A 25,591-nucleotide genomic window follows, 5' to 3' on the forward strand; every position below is an offset into this window, starting at 1 on the left:
AAAAATCTTCAAATACTATTAAAAACAAATAAATAAATCGTTAAACAATTAGTTGTTTAATCGATAACCTTACCACATTAAATAAAATATGTCAACATCATAAAAATATTGACATATCTTAGTATAAAATAGCTAATATTAGCTATTATTCAAGGATTTCTACTACTCCGTTGCCAGTCGCTCTGGAGTCAGCTTCTATAGCCGTCGTAATAATCGGCGAGGTTAAATTGACCCTATTGTTGGTATGAACGTCCCTACCAGTTAAACGAATATTATTAATTAAGGGCAAAGTCTTGCCAACATCGGACATGGAAGGTAAAACACTAATTGCAAAGGAAGCTCGGTAATTACCACCTGTCTTACTAACAGTTTCCGGGCGCCAAATTACCCTCTTAGTCATTGGCGAGTAATCAACAGTACCAGAAGTAATACTGCTTTGATCAACCCAGACCGCACTACCCGGTAAATCTCCACTTACTTCCACCTGATCAATATCATTACCCAAATTATGAATTTGCCAAATTATCCAGTAGGTCGTTGGGATATCAACCTTCGGGGGTATTGGTCCAATACCCAACTGATCACCTTGCGGTCCGTAATAATAACCACCGCTTTCCAAACGAAGACTTGAGCCCAAATCTCTTCTTGGTACTGCCAACCAATAACTTCCTTCTTCACCACTAGCTGTCTTGTAGCTAAGCTTAACCGCCACTACAGCATACTCTTCAACCTCTAACGAGCTTCTTTCAAAGCTAACAGAAAAAGATAAGGTAGAAGAAGCGTTAGGTGGTAATATTTCTTCACTAATTAAACTATCTCCTCTAGCTGTTAGGGCAGATGATAACGACCTTACACCACTTAAGCGCAAGCTACTGCGACGACTAACCGGCTGAATTTCCAAAAAAGTTAAATCTGCTTCCCCGGAATTTTTAAGATTAATATCCAAAGTCATTACTGGTTGTGAACCATTTAAGACAGCTTCTCTCGGAGAGAGACTAACCTCTAAAAGCGGTTTACCAACTTCTATAATTTTACTAATTAAGTTTTGACTAAAAAGTTTATCTTCTTTTTTAAGATCAGCTTGTACTGTTAAAGCCAATGATTCTTCTAAAGTAGTTAAGGCGGAGAATTCTAAAACCTCACTTGCTCCAGCTTCAATTATAGGAAAAGTTAAAGAGTTATTTTCCATTTCATGACTAAGACCAGAAATCTCCCAATTTAGTTCAGGAAAAGTTATCTGCACTCCTTCTAAAGAAGCTTTTCCGGCATTGCTAATCTTTAGGGTTCCATCCAAGGGCATGCCGGCAGTAGCTCCATCTGGTATATCCATTTCTAATTTAATCACTGACTCCTCTAAAAAGTAAGAGTAAGACGCTAAGGCTCCGTCTGTTTCTTTGCCATCGCGATAAGATAAACGAGCGGCCATAGTTTGCTGGTCATTTAAAGAGCCTAGCACCAAACCAGAAACCACTACCCGGCCACTTTGCCCACCACCTAAATCTCCCAAACTAAAAGTCTGAAGTTCTTTATTATACTGGGCTAAGGGATAAACACCGGTTAAGCTAAAATTATCTGGCAAGATAACGGTAATCTCCGCGGCCTCCACTGTGTGATTTTCTTCGTTTCTGTAATTAATGACAAAATTCTCAACTTGTCCGCTAATTATACGAGATGACTCAGCTTTAATTTCAATAAAGAAATTAGGTGAGGGCTGCCAAAACATAACACGCCAAACAATTACCGCTAAAACAATTACCATGGAAGCTAAAAAGATATCTGCCCAAAGATGGAAATGACTCTCTTTATAGTGCTTCTCATGCCGATGGCGTAAATGTCTATGAAGATGATGATGAAGTCCCGGCTTACGAGATTGCTCCACTGCTTGATGATTTGTCATATGATTGTATTAATATAATAATTATAGCAAAATTAGCTCTAAATTAAAAGTTGGCAGTACCGGCTAAAATTTCCACCTTACCATCTCCATTCGTATCTCCTACCATTACCCTGGCCCCCGAACGAAGCGAAGCATCAAAAGCCATAAACTGGCCTTTTACTCGGTAGAAAGAGTCAAAAATACGCACATGGGGTCCACCATTAACCGGCCCGGTAACTATTTCCTGCTTACCATCATTATCAACATCTCCCACCGCCACTGTTACCCCGCCCCTAAAGGCCGGTGCATAAGCAAGAAAAGAACCAAGCTGTCTGCCTTGTTCGGTAAAGATTTTAACTGTTGATGGCATACCCGGTCCTGGAGTAATAACTATCTCAGCTCGCCCATCGCCGTTAACATCACCAGCCGCTAAATAAACTCCGCCTCGGAATTTAGGATCAAAGGCGAAAAAGCCTGGTGTGAGTTGTCGACCAAGGTAATTATACATTTTAATATGCGGACCACCACCAGTTACAGGAGCGACTACGATTTCTTTTTGTCCGTTTTTATTAAAATCATAAACTGCCAAAGATAACTTGCCAGTAAAGGCCGATCCGTATGGGGTAATAGTTACGGTTGGTTTGCCTTGCCCAGTAATAATTAACCTACCGCCTCTTTCAATAATTCTTTCATTACGACCATTACCGTCTAAATCGGCAACTACCACGTGCGAATTAGCGGCCGCTTCAGCTTTGTAGGCAAAAAAACTGTTACGGGTTTGTTGTCCACGAATATTAAAGGAACGAACCAGCTGTCCGTTATTAAACATACTGTCTTTAACATCACTCTGAGTTCGTCGCATAATAATTCCGTCATTAGGAGCTAAGCGAATAAAGTTAACGGTTGTACCGTCATTGTGTCTTCTGTCTTGGCTACCGTGAATTTTTTCAAATTGCTCACGGTTAAAAACAAAGGTTTGGTCACGGTCTGTTGAATTAACAATAGAAACACCGTTAGTAAAATCACGACGCCATAAGCCAGCCCGAACATAATCATCATTAGGCGATAAAAGATTATAATAACCGGAATCGGCTTGCCCAAGATTAACATCATATTCGTCATACCACCATTGTTGTTGATGGGACTCAGTACCATGATCAAAAGAAAAATAACCATCCCCCAATAAAGCACTGGTTAAACCAAAGCGCATCTTCTTAAAATCATTTTTATTACCAGTATTATTAGTTGAGCCATTAATGATATAAACTTGAGGAGATCTATTAAGAGAAGGCATTCTTCTTAGGTATTGGTACATACTAGCTTGCCAGCTACCATTCCCCTCCCATGGTGTGGGGAACATTTCAAAAATACGACCATTAGTGTCTCTTTGGTATTCATCAATAGAGCTGCCATTAGTAATGATCAACTTGTTCGGCCCAATTAAACTTCTGGTTTTACTAAAAAGCTCGGTCATACCCTGTCTCCATTGCTGATTAACAAAATTAACATTATCCACCGAACCGTTACGAGTAATATCAATACCATTAGGGCTATAGCCTTTTATATCAGGATCAACCATGTCATACATAATTCCATCCCATGATGACATACCATATAAATCACGTAACATCCAGATAACCGTATCTTGCCAAGCGGGTAACGTAACATTAACCACCCTTACCCTAGGCCATGAATAAACAAAATTACCAGAGCCGTCCCTTAACCACCAATTATTTTGCTCAATTTTATCTCTTACTTGTTTTCTCTCGGCTAAACCGGAATAATTGGACTGTGAGGTTTCTATATAAGAAAAAGCCGGGTAGGTATAAGCAACTAGCTTGCCTTGGGGCTTTCTTTGCCTATATAAATTAAAAAAAGAAGGATTATACCTGGTCATCTCAGGTTGAATAACTAAAAGATCCCAACGAGCTAAAGAATCATAATCGCTAGACGAAAAAAAATCAAGATAATAATTAGCTAGCTTAGGATAGGTGTCTTTAGCTTGAACCGTAGAAAAGCTAAAAACATAAGTCAAAAGACTAAGTAGTGTTAAAATTAAAATTTTGTTTCCCAAATTAATCATAAATGCCAATATTAATTACTTATAACCAATCACTTAATTTAAAAATAAATTATAATAACTTAACAATTTTTCACAATGCTTGTCAACGCTAAAGGCTTCAGAAGTTTCTCGCGCTCTTTGCCCGTAATTTATTATATCATGATTATTTAATTCATTAATTACTCTAGCTAAGTCATTTTCATCACCTGGTATAAAAGTCCGACCATTGATTTTATCTTTAACCACCTCGGGCATACCGCCAATCTTTGAAACAATGGCTGTCTTACCTAAAGCCATAGCCTCAGACAAAGCCAAAGGCTTATTTTCATACCAAACCGAAGGCACAACTACGGCGTAGGATTTTCTAATGCAATCAAAAAGCTCTTCCCCATCAAGTCGCCCGACAAACTCCACCCTGTCTTGAAGATTCAATTCTTTAACCATTTGTCTTAACTTAGCTTCTTCACTTCCCTGACCGACTATTTTTAAAACCAACCCGTATTTAACTTTACTCATAGCCTTAATTAAAACATCAAGACCTTTTTCAACCGCTAAACGACCGAAATACAAAAGATACTCACCGGGATCATAAACCGGTTTCCATTCTTCCAGACGACTGATAAAATAAGGTTCAACTAAAACTTTTTCTTTTAAAACCCCTCCTCTAACCACCATATCGCGCATAAACTCCGAAGGAGCAATATAACCCTTAATGTTCTTTTTATAAATATTTAAAAAACTATGATGTAAATACATCTCAATGGCTACTAAAGCGCTTAACCAAAAAGAATCGTTAAAACATCTGTCCCAAAGACAGGTAAGGTAATTTTTACCCAAGGCTCTTTCGTTAAGACCATACCGATCATACATCTTATAATTTGGAGAAACTAACTTATAATCATGTAGATGCATAACTACTGGTATCTTATACTTAGCAGCCACCGTTAAAATAGAGGGAGAGATTTGGTGATAAATATTATGGATATGAATAATATCAGGCTTAAATTCTTTTAATAAAGCCTCAAAGTCTTTTTTAGCTTCAAAGTTATAAAGCAACTTTAAAGCCGCCCTAATCTTTTCACGCCAAGTTAAAGCTCCAAAGTAATCATAGGCTTTGGTAAAATATTTTTCATTTTTATCTGGTAGATTATTAGGATGCTGGCAACAAAACTTAGCTGTTTTGACTCCTCTTTTTTCCAAAGCTTCCGCCAATTCCAAAAAATAACGCCCGGCGCCGCCTTCAATAAAGTTAAACTTATGGACCAATAAGACTTTCATGGTTGTGTGGTTATGGTTAGTTAATTATGATTATTTAATCATCTAATCAATAAAAGCCTGAATAAAGTTATTTTAACAAAATAAAGAAAACGAACCCAGGCTCTGAATAATCTTTTCTTTGGAAAGTGTTTTTTTAAAAAATAAATCATACCGTCAAGCTCTTTTTTTAACTTGGAGGCCGAACGTCTTCCACCGGAAGAAAACCCATGACTGTGTATTACTGAAACAAAAGGCAGATAAATAATTAAACGACCACTTTTCTTTATCCTATAGCAATAATCCAAATCTTCCACCCCGAAAAAGAAATTCTCATCCAGTAGCCCTATCTCTTTAATTAAACTTCTCTTAAATAGTAGACAACCACCGCTAAGCCAATCCACTTTAAGGGGTGAAGTAGAAGAAGTAAAAGACAAACGATTAAAAAAATTACGATACAGTAAAAAACCGGTGGGTAATATTTTACTAAGCATTAAAAAAGAAGTGGTAAAGTTCCAAGGAGTCGGAAAATAACCTGAACTTGTCTGAAAAGAACCATCAGGATAAATAAAACTTGGACCAACCGCCCCGATTGAATCATTAGCTTGAAGACAATCAAGCATAGCAGTTAAAGTCTTTTTGTTAATTAGGGCATCTGAATTTAATAAAATTACATATTCACCCAGCGCCTTTAAAAGCCCTTGATTAGCTGCTCCGGCAAAGCCAAGATTTTTTTGATTATAAATAAAATTAACTCTCTCTCCCCAAGAAGCACTAGGCCAAGAAGGCACCTCTTTTGAAGCATTATCTATTAAAACAACTTCAAAATCAAAACCCTCCGCAGCAGCCAAAAAGTCTTCCACCGCTTCGGTGGTTTTTTCTTGGGTGTTGTAGTTTATTATAATTGCGGATAACTTCATACGGATTTTTTAATCTTTAAAACCGCCGCCGCTGTACCAACCAGTAACCAAAAAATAACAGCATAAGGCGCGGTTAATAAAGTAACTTCCACCAGACCATTAAAGAAAGCGGCAATAAAGCCAGCAACTAAGGCCCAAGCTAAAGGTCGCTGATGTTTTTTTATCATTTTAACCGACATAACGATGATGGAGGTAATTAAGGCTAAATAAACACTTAAACCAATAACCCCGTAATCAACCAAGGCCTGTAAAAGATAATTATTAACCCACTCCCGATAATCCGGACTAATTAATCTCTGGTAATACATTAACTGCTGCCCGGCACCAACCCCGAGCCAAGGATGATCCCTGATGATTTTACTGGCTTGGCTGTATTCCTCAAACCTAAAACGAGTATTAGGGTCTTCTACTACTATAGAGAAACGATCAAAAAGACCCTCAGCATAAGGAGACAAAAAGGTATAACCCAATAAAGCAAAAGATATCAAAAAGAGTACCATGGCTAATCTTTTCTCTTTTAATTTTATAAACAAAAATAACATAGCCAGAGCCAGACTACCGATCGCCGCCTTACTTAAAGTGGCACAAACGGCGGTAAAGCCAAGAACAAAAGATATTAACAATAAGATTCTAAGTTTATCATCGCTTTTAAGTTCAAAATAATAACCCAACATAATAGGGGTAAGTAAAGATAAAAGCGCTGCTACTAAAGCCAAGGGTCCCATAGTTACTCCAAGATAAGTTCTATCCGCAAAAAGAGCTACTGAAAAACCAACCAAATAAAGATTATGAAGAAGTTCAAGGCTCAATAAAGTAACAGTTAAAGAAAGACTGACCATAAAAACCCTTATCTTGTTAAAGCTATTTAAGAAATTAAAGGCTAAAAGATAAGCTAAAAAGCTTAAAAGAAATATCTTTATACCAGCTACATATAATTCAAAGTTTTTAATATAGAAAAAAGAGGCTAAACCAATAGCTAAATATAAAAGCATCCATAAACCAACAGAGCCGACTCTTGGGCGAAACTTGGGAAACTCAAAAATAATTCTAATTAAAAGAAGACCAGCTAAAAACAAAATGATAGCTTCGCTAATACTAGCTTCATAAACCCAATTTGGTCTTGGTTCAAAAGAAAAAAAAGACCCAAAGATTAGACCCAAGGGTCCTAAAGATAAAATAAGCCAATCATATTTACCAAAAAAGATATAACCTAAAAGTAAACCACCTAAAACAAAACCTAAGGCAAGACTAAAGACACCAAAGGCAGATAAGACTAAGGCTAATAGGGCAAAAACCAGAACTAATAAGAATTTAGGCTGTTGAATAATTTCTTTAAACATAACCATATCTTAACATATTTTTTAAATATTGTCAAAGAAAAAAGCGCAGAGATAAATCATCTGCGCTTTATATTTAATTCGAAGAATTCTTATCCTTTGATCAAGAACATCTCATGATCAAATCCGACTCGACCTTCGTCTCCTGTATAGTTATTATAGAGCCAACTGGGCCTCCAAATAGAACCATCAGGATTAACTTCTTCAACAATTTCAATTGCTGCGAAATTCATGTCTTGCCATCTTGGGATGGCTGATTTCGATTGAACTATATTGAATTGAAGTGCATCTTTAAGGTCTAAGTACCACCTTCCATTTTCATGCTTTTTAAATCTCCAATCCTCAAGGTCTGAAGCTTTGCGGCCATTAATCCATCCGTTACCTTTAACATCTTTATCTTGATGCTTGCCTTTACTTTCGCCGCAAGCTGCCCAAAAAGCAACTTGGTTGCTAAATTCTCGAACAGTGGCTGCGATTAATACTTCATCAACATATACCCTTAGTCCTATGGGTGAAGTGTTGGATTTCTCGTATGTAACGAGTTTCTCCTTCTCTTCTCTACTCATAGCTAAGATTATATTTACAGCTTCTTGTTGTGAATATCCTGTTCCTGAGCCAGTACCGGTTGATGTTGATTCTTCTAACTTGGTCTCTGTTTTCGTCTCTTGCTTATCTTGCTTACTTTCAGTTTCAGTAGTTTCAATTTTTTCCTGCTCGTATTGTTGATACGTGGATGTTTCTTCAGTTACTTGAACTTCCTGCGGCTTTGGAGAAAGCAAGAGCATTATGATAACAACAAGGAAAATAGCAGCTATGCCTATTAATACTGCCATACCAGTGTTGAATCTCTTTGGTTCTGTATTTCTAACTTCTTGATTGTTTCCCATTCCTGGGTTTTCTTTATTATCCATTTTATTTTTTTGTTTTTGTTTTTTAAAAAATTTTTATTTGTTTTAAAAATTACCCATTCCTCGTACAACATTGAATACGTCAACAGATATATTAACGTTGTCTTTGTATTCGCTTTTTTGAGGAAAGAATTCTCTACCAATAGAGAGTCTCAAAATGTCAGAGTAATTATTATAAACAGAAATTACCCCCATAGGACTATATAAATCCCTTTTATTGAAGTTCTCATGTTTATACTCTCCGCGAATTGAAAATACAATCCCCCAATTTACATCTATAGGGAAGGTCAGTAGGGAGACCTCTGAAAACATCGAGAAGCTTCCCCTATCGTTTTTATCCGCATCAAATTGCTGAGTCTTACCATTCTGCCAAATATCACCTGAAGCCATCAGTTGGTGTTCGTAACGTAATCCGAAATCAAGCCTATTAAAGGCCTGCCTGTTATGGAATGTCATCCACCACATTTCTCCGTATAGGAGAGTGTGTTGCGATGACTTGTGAGACATATCATGATCAGAGACCTCCTTAATATTTAGAACCTTTCCTCCGCTAGATAGTCTAAAGATTGAGGTTCTATTTTTGGAAAGATTTCTTCGTTCCATTGTTAAACCAATGGATCCAAAGTTTCCCTGACCCTTACCTACCCACACTTTATCTTTGCCTTCGTAGGAGTATTTAACTCCTTCAATTTTAAGGCCATAAAGGGTAGTGTTCTTTTTAATTGAGGGAGCTTGTGTTAAAGATGCAACTCCTCCAATGTAAGAACCTTTGATGATTTCCGATTCAAACTTCCCCGCAAAAGCCCATGCTTCCGCATAAGATTTTTTTGAAAAGTTATATTGGGCTTGAGTCTCTGATCCGAAAAACAATAATACCAAGATAAAAACTGTAAAAACTGTTGTAATTTTTAGTTCATTTTTTTTCAATTTTGTTTCCTCCTACCTTAAAAAGGTAATTTATTTTTTAATTTTTTTGTTATATTATGTCAAAAAACTTTCTATTACTTTAATCTAGAATCTTACCATGAATACTCTTGTTTTGTCAAGAGCCAGATTTAGAATATTTAAAATCTTGTAAATATTCATGATAAGAGCCTTAATTAAAGGCTTTTTTAGATAAAATACCGAATAAAGACTCTCTGTAATATTTTATCTAAAATCTAAATGCTACCTTACGATTTAATTTGCTATACTATTTTTATAATCCAACCACCTACCTACTTAAACCAATTTACAAAATATTATGAAAAATATCTTCATACTATCTCTTGCCTTACAAAATATTATTCATACTACCTCTTTGGCTAAGTTTCTCTGGTTCAAGTTCTTCAACTTCTTCAAGATAACCACCTTCACCAATTTCTTGTTCATTATATTCATTGTGATCATTTCCTTGGTTGGTATTATTAACCCTCATCTTTTCATACTGCCCATATGGAGTGTAATTTATCTTTTCCCTAAAGGCAGGCTCTACCTGAGAAAAACCTTTTTGTCCATGGAATCTAGCTAAGGCTTCTTCAGGTCTTTGGCCGGAAACTCTAACAGATCCCCTATTGTTATTGTTTTGGTTTGGTAAATCATTAGGCTGATTATTTGCTGCATAATTAAGAGCTGCATAACGATCTTCAGCTCCCACTTCCCTCATCATCTCACTAAACTCCATTCTCTGATTTAAAGAATTTGGAGTAGCTGAATAATTTCTTGGATTTCTTGGTAGAAGATAAACATAGACTAAACCAGTAACAGCACCTAAAGCCACCGCTAAAGCAGCTATTAAAGGAATATTAGGCTTAACCGGAAAGTTTGAAGTTACCGGCTGGTCGATTAAACGAACTTTAACCGATTCTCCTGAACCATGATAAGCGCCGTGTTGAGTCATTAAGACATGGTTAACCGAACGAATAATCTTTTCCGCCTGGGCTCTGTCTGGATGATAAACCGAGATGGCAATAATACCTGAATCACTTAAACTCTTGACGTTAACGGTTTTCTTCCATTCTTTCATCTGATCCCTTGGAGTTAAACCGAAATAACTTTCTTCAACAGCAAAACCGGAGTCTAAAACTCTAACAAAGAAAGAGTTAGAAGTAACCACACTAGCTAAAACGCTGGAAAGATATTCGTTAGATTTGGAAACAGTATAAGCATCCAAGGTACGGTTATGTTCCTGCACAACCAAAACCTGCGACTTAGAGCCGTATTTAAAACGTTGCAAAGCTACTGTGCCGGCAGCTAAAACCAAAAAGACGGCGATTATCGCGTAAATCTTGTTCTTATGCAACTTAACTTGTTGGATAAACTCATGAAATTCCATATAATATAAAAAAGGCTTTGTCAATAAAATTAACTTATAAATGAGAGTATGGCATATTTAATAAAAAATGTCAATAGGGTTTAAGGAAAGTCTAAAAATAACAAAAAAGCCCTATAAAAAGGCTTTTTTAAGAAATTACTTAACGGACTATAACTAAATCAAAAAACTAAAAAAAGATAAAAAATCAACAAATTAGGGATTAAGATAGTTCATCTCATCAATCACTATTATCTTATTGCCCTCTATAACACTAAACAAGAAGACATCGGTTACCTGCCTACGATATTTAAAGTCCGCTTCACTCATTACCGTATACCTTACTTCACTTACCAGCTCTTGTTCAAGCTCACGCAACAAAGCCGCTAACTTGTTGGGTTTAAACTCTCCAACAATTAAAAGATCTACCGGTGCTTCCGGGTCGTTAAGGAACAAACCGCTTAACAAAAGAAGCTTTACTTCCCCTATTTTTCTTAGTTTTTCGGTAAATTCCGGTTCACAAAGAATCTGCGCCTTAAGGATAAGCTCTTTTATTTCTTTAAACAAAACAAAATTTACGTTAGCTCGGTAATATTTCTTCTCGGTTTTACTTACCTGTCCTTCCCCTTCTTCCGGCACATCCCCCACTACCAAGCCAAGTACCTCTAAATTCTCAAGTTCTCGGCGCACAGCATTAAGTTGCAGATCAAGTAGTCTGGCAATCTCTCTAACGTAATAAGAGTTCTCCGGGTTAAGCAAAAAAAGCTTTAAAAGCTTGACTCTGGCCGTAGAACCGAATAATTTAGCAATCATATAATAAACCTTTGATCTTTTATCTTCTTTATAGTATAGTATTATTAAGGAGGAGTCAAATAAGCTAACTAAAAATATGAGCTATAAATTGGCCCAATTAACGGTTAATCCGCATAAGAAATCATCAGTGGTTAGTAAAATTTTCGTCAGCCAGCCCTCAGCCGAGGAAGAGCAGCTGGTTGGTCGTCTTTTTGTTTTAATGGAAATAGACGCCGCTAAGTCAGACGAATTCGCTTTAGCGGATTTTGTTGTCCGCGAGATTTATCAGAAATATTACGAAAACGAAAAATTCTTTTTACGAGATAAAGTTTCCAGCCTGAAAATAGATTATATTTTTGAAGCGGCCTTAACTAAACTTAACGCCGCTATTGCCCAGTTTCTAGAAAACGAAAAAATTAATGTACCATCAGGCAGTGTCACCATTGTTATCGGAGTGATTCATAAAAACCGTCTACTCTTTGCCCAAACCGGACAAGCTAGAGCCATGTTGGTTTATCGCCCAATCAGTAAGACGGGACAAAAGTTAGATTACTCTTTAATAGACATTACAGAAAAAACCGAAGATCCAACCCAAGAGATTGGCAATCCCAATAAGATGTTTGCCAATGTCATTAACGGTGTCGTTCCTAACCGTGGTTACTTTGTCTTTACCAATGAATCTGTCTTGGAATACTTATCCAAAAAACAATTAACCGAAGTCGTCACTACCCTGCCACCAGCCAGTGCGGTTGAACATATTAAAAACCTCCTAGAACAAACCAACGCTTTTGTGCCCTTCTTCGGTTTAGTTATAAAAAACACGGTTGGTGAAGAAAACCTAGCTACTCCAATAGCTACATACCAAGTACCAGCCAGTAAAGCCGGGGGTAACGCTTCTTTGGAAAACCTTAACGCCACCCAAGAAAGTACTGAAAGACTTTTAAGTCCTTCCGGCTTTATTACCCTTAAACAATGGCTTAATAAATTAAAACCAGCCTCCAGTGGTTTAACTAAAATGGCTAAGGGTACAGCCAGGCAATTTAATGTAGCCACCGATAAACTTAGAACTGAAAGTAAAAAACTAGGTCTGAGTAAAAGACTATCCGCCACCCTCTCCTTAATCTTTTCTTCCTTAGTGGCCGGCTTACTCGCTCTTCTTAGAATCTTTAAAGATAAAGAAATAAGACAAGCTCTTTTTAATAAAATTAAAAACTTTTTCATAAGAATACCAAAATATCTAGCCGGTCTAATCGGTCTTTTAATGAACATGTCGCTAAAATACAAAATAATTCTAGCTATCGGTTTAGTTTGCTTAGTTACCTTTTCCATTAGCTTAATTAACGCCAATAACCAAAAAAGGTTAGAAGCAGCTATGGCGCGCGTTGAAGAAATTAACGCCAATTTTGATCAAAAAGCTGCCCAATTGGAAGCTAGCCGACTATATAATAATCACGAAGGTGGGAAAAAGATCTTAGATGAGATGTTAACCATGATTAACGAAATGCCAGAAAATTCAGATTTTGAAAAAGAAGCTAAACAAAAATTAAACGAACGTCACCAGGCTATAACAGACAGCCTGTTTAATACAGTAAGGATAGAACAACCCGAGGTTTATCTTGAGCTTGGTAAAGAAGCCCAGGGTATAGTCTCAAGACAAGGTACAATGCATATCTTACTAGGACAAATGAATATTATCGCCCAAGCAACAAACGGCACCATAGAAGAAAAAACTTATGAAACAATAGCTAATCGTTCACTTAAGAGTGCCGGTGCTATTGGCAACAGGCTTTACCTTTATTCAGATAATGAAATCTTTTCTTATTTGCCCGGCGACCAAACCCTCCAAACTATTAATCTTGAACCAAAACCGTCTAATATAGCTGCCGCTTCCGCCTATAATAACCGCCTTTACTTAGTAGACCAAACCGCCAACCAAATATACCGCTATGATCAAAACGCTCTAACCAATAATTTCGGCTCACGTATCGCCTGGTTAAGAGAGCCAACAGACTTGGCCAACACCAACTCCATGGGTATTAATGGACAGATTTTTGTCGCTAACCAAACACAGGTAAAAAGATTCTCTACTGGCACAGCTCAAACCTCAGCCTTGGTTTCTATTTCCCCTCCCTTAGAAGCGCCGGACAAAGTCCTTATCCCTGAAGACTCTTCCATGATTTACATACTAGAGAAAAAACACCAAAGAATTTTAGTCTATAACGACAATGGTCAACATATCTCTTCTTATGTTAGTCCAGCCTTTACTTCAGCCTCAGACATAAGTGTTGACGAGAGCCGTAGAGAAATTTACGTACTAGTAGGACAAACCATCTACCTTATAAAAGCCCAACATTTGGCTGAATAAAAAACTTAACACCAAACTCTACCATATTAAGATTCATAAACTAATACTCATTAACCCATACTCATTAAACACCTCAACCTATTGAGGTGTTTTAAAAAATTATATACTAAAAACACCGCCCTAAGGCGGTGTTTTATTTTAAGAAAAAACTAGAGCTTAATTACTTTAAAGTAACTTTACCTCCAGCTGCTTCTAAAGTAGCCTTCATTTTTTCAGCATCTTCTTTCTTAACGTCTTCCTTCAGAACCTTAGGAGCTCCATCGGCAACGTCTTTAGCTTCCTTAAGACCAAGGTCAGGCATAACTTCACGCAAAGCCTTAATAACAGCGATCTTATTAGCACCAGACTCGCTTAATTCAACAGTAAAGCTATCCTTTTCTTCAGCAGCAGCTTCACCTGCACCAGCCGGACCAGCAGCCATCATCATGGCAGGAGCAGCGGCACTAACTCCGAATTTCTTTTCTAAAATCTTAACCAATTCGGCTAAGTCCAAAACAGACAATTTTTCAATAGTTCCAACCAAGGATTGAAACTTTTCAGGGACAACGACTTCTTCGCTCTCCTCGTTTTTTACTTCTTCAGTCATATAAGTAAATTTAATTGGATTAATTAATGAAAACTTAAAATAAATTTAAAAACAAGTCTTAAGTCTTAAGAACGACTTTCTTGAATAGCGGATAAAACCCGCACCAAAGAACGCAAATTACCGGCTAAGACATTAACAAAACCGGAAACCGGTGCATTAATGGAACCGACCAATTTGGCATAAAGTTCAGGCTTGGAAGGCAGAGTGGCCAAAGCGGTAACAGCTGAAGAATCTATATAGCGACCCTCCATAATACCACCCAGTAAGGAAACCTTACCTTCGTTAGCTTTAATAAAATCAGCCAAAGCTTTAGCCGGAGCGACTTCATCGGTAAAAGAAAAAGTAACGGCTACTTGTCCGGCAAAATCCGCCGTTTCAAGACCTTCATAATTCTTTTCCTCTAAAACTCTCTTTAAAAGAGTTTTTTTAGCCGCATAATATTCTCCACCGGCTTGACGAACGGCTTCTCGGAGGTTTTCGTTTTCCTTAACCCCCAAACCGTTAAAAGCGGAGAAAATCACCGTCTTTGATTGTTCAATTTTTTCGCCCATTAAACGACTTATATCTTGTTTCTGAGCTTTTGATTTTGGCATATTATTTAAAAAAATAAAAAAAATCACGACCTTTAAGTCCCGAAATAACCTACCAGATAAACCAAAAAGGCTTAATGGTAATAGTCTCGGCAGGGCTTATTGTTTGCCTGCTGTCTGGGACATAACCATATTATCATTGATCTTTTTTTGTGTCAAGGGGTTTTTATGATTAACTAAGAGTCTTTGAGGCAACGAACGGCCATACCTAGGGTTTTACTAAGTCCATATCGATGAACTGTTGAAGCGATTGGGCCAATGGTTCTAAGCCACCCATTAGGGGTATTAAATTGAGTCGATGCCCAGAAGTAGGTATGGCTAGTCAAATAATCAAATGAACTACCATTACGCCAACCGGAAGAATTAGCCGAAAAGCCCACTAGGTCATTTCCAGCCCCATTACCAGAACCAACTCCGACTTTCTTAAGTGATCTGCCGGCACCGTTAGTCCCGCCATTATTACCATTACCCGAATCGGCGCACCGTTGATACGCGTCGCCTGAAGTCTCACAGATATATTGATCATTTGGACTATTTATCACCGACACGGTATATTTTTCAAGAGTATTAAATTCTTGATCTGTTGGGAGATGGAAGCCATCCGGGCAGATGCCTTGGTGCGGAGCCGGAGGGGTGCAACTGGTAGTTCGACAGATAACAGGTAGATTCAAGGCTTGATCCCAGGTGTAGAGACCGCCTCGGGCAGTGCAGTTAGCATCATCGTTATTATAACACCATTTTTCTATGATAGCCTCGTTATCCGGCATAGTGGCAGCTGAAGCTAACATAGTACCAATATTCATATTTTCTTTCATCCAGCATTGTGAACCTATTTGAACAGTGTTGTAGACATTACCGTCTAGATCGGTAATTGGTCCTCCACAGTTAATAACCCCTGAGTCTGTTTGGTAACTAACAGGGCCTGCTGTAAAAGAACCACTGCTACTACCTATACAACCTGAGAATTGATAGTGCCCTGGTTTATGAGCAATAGCGGTGTAGGTATAATCACTATCTGGACAGATACCATCTGTTCTAGGAGTTGGGTTATTGGGTACTTTACTCATATATACTACTCCACCTTGTTCTAGGGGTTGCCCTGGGGTAATAGATGAGGGATATGAATTATTATCTGCAAAATATAACTCTAGGGCATTAGCCATGGCTTTTAGATCATTTAATCTTTTAGCGTCTCTGGCACTAGTTCTAGAGTTACCTAGGGCTACTACTACTAAAGTAGATAATACCCCAATAATAGCTATGACTACTAGGAGTTCTATTAGGGTGAATGCTTTTGATTTTTTATTCTTCATACGTAAATTATTGCTTATAATCCAAAACGAGCTTTTGTGGCGTTGTAGTTTTGGAGGACTTCTTCAGCAGAGAGGGCACGGTTGTAAATTTGTACTTGTGATATGTTTCCGTTAAACCATCTGGTTGAATCTAATCTACCCATAATAAGTGGTGAATCTATTATATCTGGAATAGAATCCGTCCCCTCTAATGCACCAGATACTTCTTGACCGTTCACATATAATTTAGTAGTAGAACTTATCGTTCCATTATTTTTAACAAATGCTAAATGATACCACGTTTGAGGACTAAGAGCTGTTGTTGCTCTATACCTAACACTCCAAAAATCTAAGGCAATTCTACCACTACTCCAAGTCGTACTCAATCCTCGATTAGTTATCCCAGTTGAATTATTTCCAACGGCTGATGGGAAATTTGTTGAAAAACTAGTAGATTTCCATTTAGCAAAGTAAGATATGGTAAATTATGCATTTCCGGAAATTCCTAAATTCATAGAAGCAATACTATAATCATTCACTCCATCAAACTCCAAGCTCCCTAAATTATCACTATTAAAAGTTGGTCCGTTCACTAACGCTCCATTATTACCACTTACACTCAAATCATACCAAGTATTACCTGAACCCGGATAAGAAGCTGGGTTGGAGGCGTCAAAATAAAAGATTAGACCATTAACTGAACCAATTGATTGTGGCCCTGAATTATTAGTAATACTTACCCCTCCTGCTATTAAGTTGCCTTGACTAGACCCTATGCAACTAATAATTGAATAGTTTTGAGGTGAATTGGAAAGATATCTATATTCCTGGTCCGGACAATTACTATCCGTTCTTGGAATTGGGTTATTGGGTACTTTACTCATGTAGACTATCCCACCTTGTTCTAGGGGTTGTCCTGGAGTAATAGATGCGGGATATTGATTATTATTAGCATAATATAGCTCTAGAGCATTAGCCATAGCTTTTAGATCATTTAATCTTTTAGCGTCTCTGGCACTAGTACGAGAATTACCTAGAGCTAATACTACTAGAGTAGATAATATGCCTATAATAGCTATGACTACTAGGAGCTCTATGAGGGTGAAGGCTTTTTTATTATATAATCTACTATTTAACTTACTGCTTACCCCACTATTAAACACCTCAAATAGTTGAGGTGTTTTTTTGTTTTTTTGGTTTTCCTTGTTATCTCTATATGGCATGATGATATGGTTGAGATTATTAATGATTTTTTATTTATATAATTCTATATACCTATATATTATTATACCACATAATACTTTTCAATAAAATAACCTTACATGCCAAATAAAATCAATCCAAATACTTAGCCTTAGCAGATAAATGTTCTTCGTAGGTGGCACTAAAAACCGTTTCTCCGGTATCTGGTCTACTTAGGAAATAATTATAATCTGTTATAATTGGTTGCACCGCTGCTCTAAGGGCTACTAATCCCGGATTTGAAACCGGTCCAGGTGGTAATCCCGGATGAAGGTAGGTGTTATAAGGCGAAGGAGTTTGGGTGTCTTCATAACTGTATTGAGGTTTATTAACTCCCAAGATATACGCTAAAGAAGCACAAGACTGCAGAGCCTGCCCTGATCTTATTCTGTTCAAAAATACTCCTGAAACAATCTTCATATCCTCTTCTCCCCTAACCTCTTTTTCTATTAAAGAAGCCATGATTATTGTTTCATGAAGAGATCTGTTTAAGTTTTGAGACAAAGAGATAATTTCATTGTCATCAATTTTACGCTGAAAATTATCCAACATTTTTTCCACTAAATCTTCCACCGAAAAATCTTTATACATAATATAGGTATCGGGAAAAAGATAACCTTCTAAAGTAGCCTCTGGTGGTAAAAGCGCAATAAAGGGCTGAGTCTTTAGTCTGGCCGGTAAATCCTTAATCTTTACCTGAGACAAATTAAGAAATTCGTCATTTAACAAATAACCCTGAGCCTTAATTTCCTCATTAGCCTCTTTAATGGTTAGACCCTCTCTAACTAAGACTTTTGATTCATTACTTAAGATTTTTCCAGCTGTTAACTTGGCGATTAAAAGCCTGGTAGATAAACCAGGTTCAATCTCATACGCTCCGGCCTGAATAACTTTATCTTTATTAAGTTTAAAATATATCTTAAAAGCCAAAGATGAGCTGATAAGTTTTTCTTCTTTAAGAATCTTGGCGGTACTACTAATGCCTTGGCCTTTAGGGATAGAAAAGAATACCGCCTCATTATTACGAGAGTCAGTGGTCATAGCCGTATTATACCAAGCCCAAGCAGACAAGGAGCCGGAAACTATTAAAAATAAAATTACCAAAAAAGCTTTTTTCATATTTTTCCATCTTAATCTTAAAACTTATAATTTTTAAACCCCTAAATCCCTAAACTTAGAATCTTTTAAATAATCATTAAGGATAAAGCTATTGTGATTATTACAGATAACCATCCAAAGAAGGGTCTTTTTTTATTCTGTCAATTACTTCCTTTAAGGCCGGCGATTTATCAAGATCACAAATCAATAAAGCATCATCCGTGTCTATAACCGCCAGATTCTCTACTCCCTCTAATACTATCAATTTTTCAGGGTTTTGGCTAATCACTAAATTATTTTTGGCCTGTCCGGTTATTAACTTAGCTAAAACCGTATTATCCTCATTATCAGAGCCTAAAACCCTTTTAACGGCCGGCCAAGTACCAACATCGCTCCATAAAAGATTATCTGAAACCGTCATAACCAAACTCTCCACCTTATTAGTAATAGCCGACTCAACGGAAATCGGAGATAGCTGGGCATACAAAGATTCTGCTCTACTTTTTTCTTCTCCAGAGACTAGCAAACTACAAACTTCATACATAGTTGGCTGTTCTTTCTTAAAGAGCTCAGCAATTCTTCCCAGGCGCCAAACATACATGCCGGTATGCCAAAAATAATCCCCTGTACCAATTAACTCAAGACATTTTTCATAATCTGGTTTTTCAACCATCCCCCCGACTTTATGAATTTGGGTTTTCCCTTCTTTATTTAAAACTCCACCGGAACAAAGATAACTATAGCCAATCTCCGGATATTCTGGTTTAACCGCCGGAGTTATTATGTCATCAGGGTTCTTTTTAAGATGTTCAGCCGCGGACGATAGAGTCTCTCGCCAAGCAGCGGGGTTACCAATATAATCGTCTGAAGGAATTGAGGCGATAATTTCATCTTCACCTAAAATTTTTAAAAGATAACAAACCTCCAAACACATCGCCGGTCCGGTATTACGAGTAGATGGCTCGGATAAGATATTAAACAAAGGAAAATTTGGTAAGATTTTTTGCAGATCTTCAACCAAATCAGCACGAGTGGAGATAAAAACACTGGATAAGGGGGCTAAGTCGCCAATTCTGTCCAAAGTATTTTCAAGCATGGTTAAACCTCCAAGGAGTTTAATAAACTGCTTGGGTCTATTTTGTCTTGAAAGTGGCCATAAGCGGCTACCTGGCCCGCCAGCTCGGATAACTATATTCATAAAGGATATTGTACAACAATAACCAAATTCTTGCCAGTTTTGTTTAAAAAAGATATTATAATAGATAAAGAAAGGCAATATTTTAAAAAATATTATCTTTAATAAAATCATTATTAATTTGCCAATATGTCTTTAATTTATCTGTTAGTTCCCTTAGCAGCAGTCCTGATCGCCCAAGTTAGTAAATTCTTTATTAAGAATAATAATCTTAAACTAAACTGGAAGAATCTAATGGCCTACTCTGGTATGCCCTCCAGCCATGCAGCCATAACAACTTCTTTGGCAACTATTATCGGGCTTGGTGAAGGTATCGGTTCTCCGATTTTTGCTGTGGCCGTCCTTTTAGCCTTACTGTCAATCAGGGACGCGGTTGGTATAAGACAATACATAGGTAAACAGGGTGAAGTTATTAACGAATTAGTTGAAGACTTAGAAGAAGATAATTTGGTAGATAATCAATACCCGACTCTTTTGGAAAAAGTCGGGCATACACCTAAACAATTAATCGCTGGTACAATCCTGGGAATAGCAGTCGGTATCTTGGGAGGATTTTTTATATAATGGCTTTATAACAAATAAATAAATTAACAAATTGAATTAATAACTACCAACCGGGATTGCTATTTGACAAACCCCTTGATTACTACATGATTGTCCGCTAGGGCAATTACCATTATTAGTGCCACAAAAACCTCCACAACCGTCTCCCCCACAATTACGGTTGGTACAATTCGGGAAACAACTGTCACCTGTCTGACAAATCTCACCACCCGAGGCTACACCTTTAAAATAACCTGATTCCCCTAAAGAACAAAATTTAAAATTATTGTTGTTTACCGGGGTAGTGAAAAATTCATAATAATAAGCTTTACTGTCTACTGGTAATTCTAGAGGACTATGTTGCCCGGCAAACCTCTTATTAGTTTCATCCCAACAAGTTATTGGGTTAAAGCTTTCTCCACAAGGACCAAGTTGGTTAACCGGATCACCGGGAACGGAGCCGCCTATGGTATTGGCTAAAGTCGTTGTCCAACTGGGCCAAGTGGAAACCGTCTTGTTGGTCAAATACGTTCCAGATTCAAGTCTGGGATAGTGTTTATTTCTTTCGCCATAAGCTTCAATTCTATCTTTCATTAAACGCAAGTCGGAAAGTCTTTTAACATCTCTAATAACCGCAGATTTTTTATTTAAACAAAACTCCCCCAAAGGACAATCTGAACTTAATAAACAACCCTGCTCTGAGGTTTCACTACAAAAACCATGTAGCTCGCAAGTTCCTGAAGATGTAGCAGTTTGGGAGCCAACAACACAATCACTATCCTGTTTACAACCCTTTAGATGATCGTTACTGCAAGTTTTAACGTTATAATTAAACTTCCAAAACTGTAAAAGTTGGCCGAAAATATCGGTGGTGGCAACTTCCGGATTTTGGTTATGGGAGATAACGTAAATGTTGGTATATATTTCCGGAATGTTTGAATCAATACAAGTAAGACTGCTTTGAGCGTTAGTGGGACTTACAAAATAATCCAAAAAGTTCTTTTTCCCATTCTTATCTCCATCTAAGAAACCTTGACTAGCGCTACAGTCTGCATTAGTTTTACAAATCTTTAAGGTATTACCGCATCTTTTAACTTCCACCGCATTAGCAGCGTTAACATAGATCGTTCTCCCATCACGTACCGCCTCATAACCATCTACGATAAAAGACTGGGGCGCTCCTTTAATGGCAATATTTCTATCATACCACTGCAAAGGTCCGTGATGCTCCGGATTAGGTACAACCCTTAAACCAATAGCATCTCTTGAAACAATTTCATTACCACTGCCAGAACCTCCGATTATTCCTCCTTGAGCACTAACCGAATTAGTTAACCAAAATAATAAAGAAAAAACAAATAAGCTTAAAAAGATTAAAGAATGGTGAAATTTCATAAGCTTAAAATTAAAAATAATTACAATCAAAATTGATATATTATTATCTGTTATTATAAATAACTTAACTATATCTATATTATATCTATTTTTATTATACCATATCAGGCGAAAAAAGCGCAATAACCTAACCTTTTTAAAATATTTTATTATATCTTTTTCTTTTTCCAGTGTCTTTATTTTTGGCAATTATCGCACCAATGAGTCCCCCGTCCAGCTACCTTGTCTTTTAGAATTTTAGCCGAACATTGCCTACATTCTAAACCTGATCGTCCATAGACCTTAAGGTAATTAATAAACTTACCTTTAAGTCCAGCCGCATCCGTATAGTCTCTAAAGGTTGTACCTCGATGTTTAATGGATAGTCTTAAAATATAGACAGTCGCTTGATATATTTTCTTTATCTCTTCTTTTGCAAGAGAAGCAACTTTGCGTGCCGGTTTAACCTTGGCTTTAAAAAGTATTTCATCGGCATAGATATTACCTATTCCAACAAAATGTTTTTGTTCAAGTAAAGCGGCTTTAATATTTAAACCGGCTCGGCGTTTTAAAATTGCAGCGAAAAAACTTAAAGTAAAGCCTTGTTCTAAAGGTTCTTGTCCGGTTCTTTTATCCAGTTCAATAAACTCATTTTTATCCAAAAGCTTAAGCCAACCGAATTTTCTTACATCATTAAAATAAAGTTTACCTTTATTTAAAGTAATTTCTAAAACAGTATGCTTATTAGGTACTTGTACTCCAGTGGAGATGATAGGATGACCACCAGCTACTAAAGATCGTCCACTAAGATAGATAAGTTGCCCAGTCATTTTAAGGTGAACCAAGAGATAATGTTTATCAAAATCAAAAACCACCATCTTGGCCCGACGAAAAACTCTTTTTAGCTTTTTCTTATAAAGAATTTTACGCAACGATACTAAGGGAGTTTTAACTACCTTATGCCCTCCCAATATTTTAATTTCTTTAACACTTAAACCAACCAAGCTTTTATTAAGATCTTGGGCAATGGTTTCAACTTCCGGTAATTCTGGCATAGCGTTTATCTAAGTTCTAAACTTTTCCTAGTTAATTTCTTTGTTAATTTCTTATTATCTTATTATCTTTTTCTCTTTATGCGTAATAGACCATTTTGTGAACCAGCCTGAGCAATAACCGAAGAAGCGTTACGAGCGGCCAGCTTAAGAGCTTTGGAGATATCCCCATGGTAAAGCTCTAGACCCGAGACAAAGCCCGAACCAAAAGAATCTCCAACACCGGTAGTATCGGTAATTTTCTTCGGCTTAATAGCCTCTTGCCGATAGACCCTACGCCCATCATAGGCATAAGCTCCTTTGGCACCGTCGGTAATAATACAAATTTGCGGACCATAAGAAGAAAGTATCTTTAAAAGAGTCGGCAAGGAAGAAGAAGCGTTAACTTTCTCCTTTCTTTTTTTATCCGATAAAAGCAACTCAAGAGCCTCGTCTTTATTAAGGCTTAAAATTTCGATTTGTTGAAGATAGGGTTTTAAAACAGCGTAACCGGCTTGTAGTTGTTCACGTCCAGGATTCCAAAAGACTTTGTTGGAGGCGGAAAAAAGTAAAGGTAAAAGCTTTCGCCAACCACCGGATAAAGAAGTAAGATAGGTACGCTTAGCTAAAGATAGTAATTTAGCTTCTCTTTTACCTATCTTTAAATCTCCGTTAACTCCTCGGTAGGTAAAAACTACGTGTTCCTTATCTGGAGCGATTAAGATAAAAGAAACTCCGGACAAACCCTGTTTAACAATCTCTACTCGACTTTCTATTTTGTAAAGCTTAAAATTATCTAAAATCTTTTTACCTCTCTCGTCTTTTCCTACAGTGGTAATAACCGCGGTTTTAAGACTTAGGCAGCTAGCACCAACCGAGACATTGGAGGCTCCCCCACCGCAACTAAAATTAAGCTCTTTAACCCCGATCTTGGCCCCATATTCAAAGCCGATCAGTTTCTGCCGTAATAGATCACCAGGATTATCTACTAATACGGCGTCATCTACGGTAAAAAAGATATCTTCGGTGGCTCCGCCCACCACCACTAGGTCATAACGTTTTGGCATAATGATATTATAAAAAATTAGTCGGCAAAAGCCTTTGCCTAATATCCATCATTATAGCAGACTTTGACAAAAAGATAAAAACAACTTATACTCTGGAGGAGAAAGTTGGTTTTAAAAAAACCATACTTTAATTTAAAAAAATCAATTTTCGAGGGTCGTCTAATGGTAGGACTCCAGGTTTTGGTCCTGGCTATCGGGGTTCGAATCCCTGCCCTCGAGCAGATTATTATTAATGTATAAACAGTTATTAGAGTTTACATTAAACCCATTAAATCCTTAGCCGCTAAAGCTGCCTCTTTACGAAAAAAAGCTTTAACTTTGAGCCAATCGGCTTTAAAATTAATTACAGGATCAGGATCATGATCAGCGTCATTAAAATAAACCAAACTCTTTAAAATATGATGGTAGTTATGAGCCACCGAGGGGTATTGTTTAGGTAAACGCCTTATTGTATTACCTAATGGTTCTATATTTTGAGCACACCAATAAAGATCAAAAAAATCTCTTTTACGACCTCGTTGAGCCAGAGCTACAATTTTCATAACGGCAACGTCTTGTTTGTCTAAAACTTTAATAAAACCATGTTTCAAAAAAGACTGTTTGGCAATAAAAAGCGGGTATGAAATAAAACTTACTTTAGCTTTAAATAAAGTACCATATACAGTTCCTTTATCTTCAACTTCGGTAGACCATTGAGAATTCTTGGAAAAATACTCAATAACTTCTTTTTCTTTAAAATCTTTATCAATAAAAAAATCCAAATCTACCGATTTTCTATGCCCCGCCTGAAGAGCCAAGGCCGTTCCTCCGGCTAGATACCAACCGGTTCTTTTTTTAAACCATAAATCTTTTGACAAAAAATCAAGAGCTGTCTTAGTGCTCTTTGGCAAAGTATTATAATACCAATTTATTTTTTTAGCAGCAGAGTCCATAAAGCTTTGGTTTTAGGTCTTATTGATCTCGATTTGCTAATCACCTTGCGCAATAAGGTTTTATCATAAAATTTAAAAGCCCATCTAACTTCTTCGTCTCGGCCAAAATCAGCTATACGCTCAATAACATATTGGGCGTTTTTGCTGGGATTTATCTTTTTGGGATCAACATCCCAAAATAAAGATTGTCTTAGTTTCATATATATACAGTATAGCAAAAAATTGATAAAAAATCAACACAATAAAAAACCATAAAATAATTTTAATAATCAAAAAAGCAGACCAATTAAAATCAATCTGCTCTTAAATTTCATTATTTGCCGAATAATAAAAATTAATTATGTCACTTTTATAACTCTTTAAAGACTCCTTTCGTGAAATATAGACATTAGAAGAAACAAAGCGACAAGGTATATCTTAACTTACCTATTTAAACAAAAAACACCCCGCCGAGCCAAAGCTCTGACGAGGTGTTTTAAGACGCTAATATTAAGCGAGTTTGACATTAACCGCGTTTGGTCCCTTTTCGGACTGCTCAACTTCGTAGCTGACAGCATCGCCTTCCTGAAGGTCATTGAATTGGACACCTACCAAGCTATTGCTATGGAAGAATAAGTCCTTTTCCTGGCCCTCAGAAGAGATGAAACCAAAACCCTTATCGGTCAATTTTTTAATTGTACCTTGCATGGATTTATCAAGAAAAATGAATAAAATTGTAAGGTGTGATAGATATTTAATTGAATCGACTAACTCACAAACGTCATATACGCATTACTATTATAGTATAGCACTAATATTTTTTTGTGTCAATAGGGTTAGCTAAATTCAAGCTTGTGC

Annotated in this window: 24 protein-coding genes and 1 tRNA gene; 3 read left to right on the plus strand and 22 right to left on the minus strand. The window is 37.0% G+C overall.

Translation table 11 applies throughout. From position 1 onward, the window contains the following. Nucleotides 1-145 precede the first annotated feature (145 nt). From QY321_02655 to QY321_02695, 9 genes are all read right to left on the minus strand, one after another. Complete coding sequence (locus QY321_02655) at nucleotides 146-1,897, minus strand: hypothetical protein (GenBank protein ID WKZ24493.1); 1,752 nt, start codon at nucleotides 1,895-1,897, stop codon at nucleotides 146-148. 43 nt (nucleotides 1,898-1,940) lie between these two features. Beyond that, on the minus strand, nucleotides 1,941-3,959 hold the full coding sequence (locus QY321_02660; GenBank protein ID WKZ24494.1) for a putative glycoside hydrolase: 2,019 nt from the start codon (nucleotides 3,957-3,959) through the stop codon (nucleotides 1,941-1,943). 33 nt (nucleotides 3,960-3,992) lie between these two features. Next, on the minus strand, nucleotides 3,993-5,216 hold the full coding sequence (locus QY321_02665; protein WKZ24495.1) for a glycosyltransferase: 1,224 nt from the start codon (nucleotides 5,214-5,216) through the stop codon (nucleotides 3,993-3,995). A 38-nt stretch (nucleotides 5,217-5,254) separates the two neighbouring features. Further along, nucleotides 5,255-6,112, minus strand: a complete 858-nt coding sequence (locus QY321_02670; GenBank protein WKZ24496.1) for a glycosyltransferase family 2 protein — start codon at nucleotides 6,110-6,112, stop codon at nucleotides 5,255-5,257. Continuing rightward, a complete protein-coding gene (locus tag QY321_02675; protein WKZ24497.1) occupies nucleotides 6,109-7,452 on the minus strand; it encodes an O-antigen ligase family protein in 1,344 nt (447 codons plus the stop codon). Before QY321_02675 ends, QY321_02670 begins: the two co-directional genes overlap by 4 nt. 89 nt (nucleotides 7,453-7,541) lie before the next feature. Continuing rightward, nucleotides 7,542-8,360, minus strand: a complete 819-nt coding sequence (locus QY321_02680) for a hypothetical protein (protein WKZ24498.1) — start codon at nucleotides 8,358-8,360, stop codon at nucleotides 7,542-7,544. 42 nt (nucleotides 8,361-8,402) lie between these two features. Then, nucleotides 8,403-9,284 (minus strand): hypothetical protein, encoded by an 882-nt coding sequence (locus QY321_02685; protein WKZ24499.1) that lies wholly within the window; start codon nucleotides 9,282-9,284, stop codon nucleotides 8,403-8,405. A gap of 346 nt (nucleotides 9,285-9,630) precedes the next feature. Next, nucleotides 9,631-10,671, minus strand: coding sequence for a GNVR domain-containing protein (locus QY321_02690; protein WKZ24500.1), 1,041 nt, complete (start codon nucleotides 10,669-10,671; stop codon nucleotides 9,631-9,633). A gap of 192 nt (nucleotides 10,672-10,863) precedes the next feature. Then, entirely contained in the window at nucleotides 10,864-11,460 is a 597-nt protein-coding gene (locus QY321_02695) for a winged helix-turn-helix domain-containing protein (protein WKZ24501.1), read from the minus strand. Nucleotides 11,461-11,536: 76 nt separating this feature from the next. Here QY321_02695 and QY321_02700 point away from each other — a divergent pair, with 76 nt between their 5' ends. Beyond that, the gene (locus QY321_02700; protein WKZ24502.1) at nucleotides 11,537-13,804 is read left to right on the plus strand and encodes a hypothetical protein; all 2,268 of its coding nucleotides are present in this window, start codon (nucleotides 11,537-11,539) and stop codon (nucleotides 13,802-13,804) included. A 160-nt stretch (nucleotides 13,805-13,964) separates the two neighbouring features. Here QY321_02700 and rplL read toward each other — a convergent pair whose 3' ends face one another. The 7 genes from rplL to QY321_02735 form a co-directional block, all read right to left on the minus strand. Further along, a complete protein-coding gene (gene rplL / locus QY321_02705) occupies nucleotides 13,965-14,390 on the minus strand; it encodes a 50S ribosomal protein L7/L12 (GenBank protein WKZ24503.1) in 426 nt (141 codons plus the stop codon). A 65-nt stretch (nucleotides 14,391-14,455) separates the two neighbouring features. Next, nucleotides 14,456-14,983 carry a 50S ribosomal protein L10 gene (rplJ, locus tag QY321_02710; GenBank protein WKZ24504.1) on the minus strand — a complete coding sequence of 176 codons (528 nt, stop codon included), beginning with the start codon at nucleotides 14,981-14,983 and terminating at the stop codon, nucleotides 14,456-14,458. 173 nt (nucleotides 14,984-15,156) lie between these two features. Next, nucleotides 15,157-16,293, minus strand: coding sequence for an FISUMP domain-containing protein (locus tag QY321_02715; protein WKZ24505.1), 1,137 nt, complete (start codon nucleotides 16,291-16,293; stop codon nucleotides 15,157-15,159). A 14-nt stretch (nucleotides 16,294-16,307) separates the two neighbouring features. After that, the gene (locus tag QY321_02720; protein WKZ25203.1) at nucleotides 16,308-16,751 is read right to left on the minus strand and encodes a LamG domain-containing protein; all 444 of its coding nucleotides are present in this window, start codon (nucleotides 16,749-16,751) and stop codon (nucleotides 16,308-16,310) included. Between the two features lie 6 nt (nucleotides 16,752-16,757). Beyond that, nucleotides 16,758-17,495, minus strand: a complete 738-nt coding sequence (locus tag QY321_02725; GenBank protein WKZ24506.1) for a prepilin-type N-terminal cleavage/methylation domain-containing protein — start codon at nucleotides 17,493-17,495, stop codon at nucleotides 16,758-16,760. 112 nt (nucleotides 17,496-17,607) lie between these two features. Beyond that, nucleotides 17,608-18,633 carry an endolytic transglycosylase MltG gene (mltG, locus tag QY321_02730; GenBank protein ID WKZ24507.1) on the minus strand — a complete coding sequence of 342 codons (1,026 nt, stop codon included), beginning with the start codon at nucleotides 18,631-18,633 and terminating at the stop codon, nucleotides 17,608-17,610. Nucleotides 18,634-18,733: 100 nt separating this feature from the next. Continuing rightward, complete coding sequence (locus tag QY321_02735) at nucleotides 18,734-19,810, minus strand: sugar phosphate nucleotidyltransferase (GenBank protein WKZ24508.1); 1,077 nt, start codon at nucleotides 19,808-19,810, stop codon at nucleotides 18,734-18,736. A gap of 126 nt (nucleotides 19,811-19,936) precedes the next feature. Here QY321_02735 and QY321_02740 point away from each other — a divergent pair, with 126 nt between their 5' ends. Continuing rightward, nucleotides 19,937-20,371: a divergent PAP2 family protein gene (locus tag QY321_02740; protein WKZ24509.1), complete on the plus strand. Its 435-nt coding sequence runs from the start codon at nucleotides 19,937-19,939 to the stop codon at nucleotides 20,369-20,371. Between the two features lie 36 nt (nucleotides 20,372-20,407). Here the strand turns inward: QY321_02740 and QY321_02745 are convergent, their stop codons facing one another. The 3 genes from QY321_02745 to QY321_02755 all read right to left on the minus strand — a co-directional run bounded on the left by QY321_02745 (nucleotide 20,408) and on the right by QY321_02755 (nucleotide 23,822). Beyond that, complete coding sequence (locus tag QY321_02745) at nucleotides 20,408-21,745, minus strand: hypothetical protein (protein WKZ24510.1); 1,338 nt, start codon at nucleotides 21,743-21,745, stop codon at nucleotides 20,408-20,410. Nucleotides 21,746-21,921: 176 nt separating this feature from the next. Then, a complete protein-coding gene (mutM, locus tag QY321_02750) occupies nucleotides 21,922-22,779 on the minus strand; it encodes a bifunctional DNA-formamidopyrimidine glycosylase/DNA-(apurinic or apyrimidinic site) lyase (protein ID WKZ24511.1) in 858 nt (285 codons plus the stop codon). Nucleotides 22,780-22,841: 62 nt separating this feature from the next. Further along, a complete protein-coding gene (locus QY321_02755) occupies nucleotides 22,842-23,822 on the minus strand; it encodes a PfkB family carbohydrate kinase (protein WKZ24512.1) in 981 nt (326 codons plus the stop codon). Between the two features lie 148 nt (nucleotides 23,823-23,970). On the opposite strand from QY321_02755, the gene QY321_02760 reads away from it, so the two are divergent. After that, nucleotides 23,971-24,041: transfer RNA gene (locus tag QY321_02760), tRNA-Gln, on the plus strand. Nucleotides 24,042-24,076: 35 nt separating this feature from the next. Here the strand turns inward: QY321_02760 and QY321_02765 are convergent. From QY321_02765 to QY321_02775, 3 genes are all read right to left on the minus strand, one after another. Beyond that, the gene (locus QY321_02765) at nucleotides 24,077-24,754 is read right to left on the minus strand and encodes a nucleotidyl transferase AbiEii/AbiGii toxin family protein (protein ID WKZ24513.1); all 678 of its coding nucleotides are present in this window, start codon (nucleotides 24,752-24,754) and stop codon (nucleotides 24,077-24,079) included. Further along, entirely contained in the window at nucleotides 24,730-24,954 is a 225-nt protein-coding gene (locus tag QY321_02770; GenBank protein ID WKZ24514.1) for a hypothetical protein, read from the minus strand. Before QY321_02770 ends, QY321_02765 begins: the two co-directional genes overlap by 25 nt. A 289-nt stretch (nucleotides 24,955-25,243) precedes the next feature. Further along, the gene (locus QY321_02775) at nucleotides 25,244-25,441 is read right to left on the minus strand and encodes a cold shock domain-containing protein (GenBank protein ID WKZ24515.1); all 198 of its coding nucleotides are present in this window, start codon (nucleotides 25,439-25,441) and stop codon (nucleotides 25,244-25,246) included. Nucleotides 25,442-25,591 lie beyond the last annotated feature (150 nt).

The organism is Patescibacteria group bacterium (assembly GCA_030583705.1).
Taxonomy (GTDB): Bacteria; Patescibacteriota; Patescibacteriia; order Patescibacteriales; family Patescibacteriaceae; genus Patescibacterium.

What these genes read in the sequence shown, in the direction of transcription:
- QY321_02755 (WKZ24512.1), bottom strand. Translation starts at nt 23,822, where the DNA reads ATGCCAAAACGTTATGACCTAGTGGTGGTGGGCGGAGCCACCGAAGAT.
- QY321_02680 (WKZ24498.1), bottom strand. Translation starts at nt 8,360, where the DNA reads ATGGATAATAAAGAAAACCCAGGAATGGGAAACAATCAAGAAGTTAGA.
- QY321_02695 (WKZ24501.1), bottom strand. Translation starts at nt 11,460, where the DNA reads ATGATTGCTAAATTATTCGGTTCTACGGCCAGAGTCAAGCTTTTAAAG.
- rplL (WKZ24503.1), bottom strand. Translation starts at nt 14,390, where the DNA reads ATGACTGAAGAAGTAAAAAACGAGGAGAGCGAAGAAGTCGTTGTCCCT.
- QY321_02775 (WKZ24515.1), bottom strand. Translation starts at nt 25,441, where the DNA reads ATGCAAGGTACAATTAAAAAATTGACCGATAAGGGTTTTGGTTTCATC.
- rplJ (WKZ24504.1), bottom strand. Translation starts at nt 14,983, where the DNA reads ATGCCAAAATCAAAAGCTCAGAAACAAGATATAAGTCGTTTAATGGGC.
- QY321_02700 (WKZ24502.1), top strand. Translation starts at nt 11,537, where the DNA reads ATGAGCTATAAATTGGCCCAATTAACGGTTAATCCGCATAAGAAATCA.
- QY321_02725 (WKZ24506.1), bottom strand. Translation starts at nt 17,495, where the DNA reads ATGCCATATAGAGATAACAAGGAAAACCAAAAAAACAAAAAAACACCT.
- QY321_02670 (WKZ24496.1), bottom strand. Translation starts at nt 6,112, where the DNA reads ATGAAGTTATCCGCAATTATAATAAACTACAACACCCAAGAAAAAACC.
- mutM (WKZ24511.1), bottom strand. Translation starts at nt 22,779, where the DNA reads ATGCCAGAATTACCGGAAGTTGAAACCATTGCCCAAGATCTTAATAAA.
- QY321_02745 (WKZ24510.1), bottom strand. Translation starts at nt 21,745, where the DNA reads ATGAAATTTCACCATTCTTTAATCTTTTTAAGCTTATTTGTTTTTTCT.
- QY321_02715 (WKZ24505.1), bottom strand. Translation starts at nt 16,293, where the DNA reads ATGAAGAATAAAAAATCAAAAGCATTCACCCTAATAGAACTCCTAGTA.
- QY321_02660 (WKZ24494.1), bottom strand. Translation starts at nt 3,959, where the DNA reads ATGATTAATTTGGGAAACAAAATTTTAATTTTAACACTACTTAGTCTT.
- QY321_02770 (WKZ24514.1), bottom strand. Translation starts at nt 24,954, where the DNA reads ATGAAACTAAGACAATCTTTATTTTGGGATGTTGATCCCAAAAAGATA.
- QY321_02690 (WKZ24500.1), bottom strand. Translation starts at nt 10,671, where the DNA reads ATGGAATTTCATGAGTTTATCCAACAAGTTAAGTTGCATAAGAACAAG.
- QY321_02675 (WKZ24497.1), bottom strand. Translation starts at nt 7,452, where the DNA reads ATGTTTAAAGAAATTATTCAACAGCCTAAATTCTTATTAGTTCTGGTT.
- QY321_02665 (WKZ24495.1), bottom strand. Translation starts at nt 5,216, where the DNA reads ATGAAAGTCTTATTGGTCCATAAGTTTAACTTTATTGAAGGCGGCGCC.
- QY321_02765 (WKZ24513.1), bottom strand. Translation starts at nt 24,754, where the DNA reads ATGGACTCTGCTGCTAAAAAAATAAATTGGTATTATAATACTTTGCCA.
- QY321_02655 (WKZ24493.1), bottom strand. Translation starts at nt 1,897, where the DNA reads ATGACAAATCATCAAGCAGTGGAGCAATCTCGTAAGCCGGGACTTCAT.
- mltG (WKZ24507.1), bottom strand. Translation starts at nt 18,633, where the DNA reads ATGAAAAAAGCTTTTTTGGTAATTTTATTTTTAATAGTTTCCGGCTCC.
- QY321_02735 (WKZ24508.1), bottom strand. Translation starts at nt 19,810, where the DNA reads ATGAATATAGTTATCCGAGCTGGCGGGCCAGGTAGCCGCTTATGGCCA.
- QY321_02740 (WKZ24509.1), top strand. Translation starts at nt 19,937, where the DNA reads ATGTCTTTAATTTATCTGTTAGTTCCCTTAGCAGCAGTCCTGATCGCC.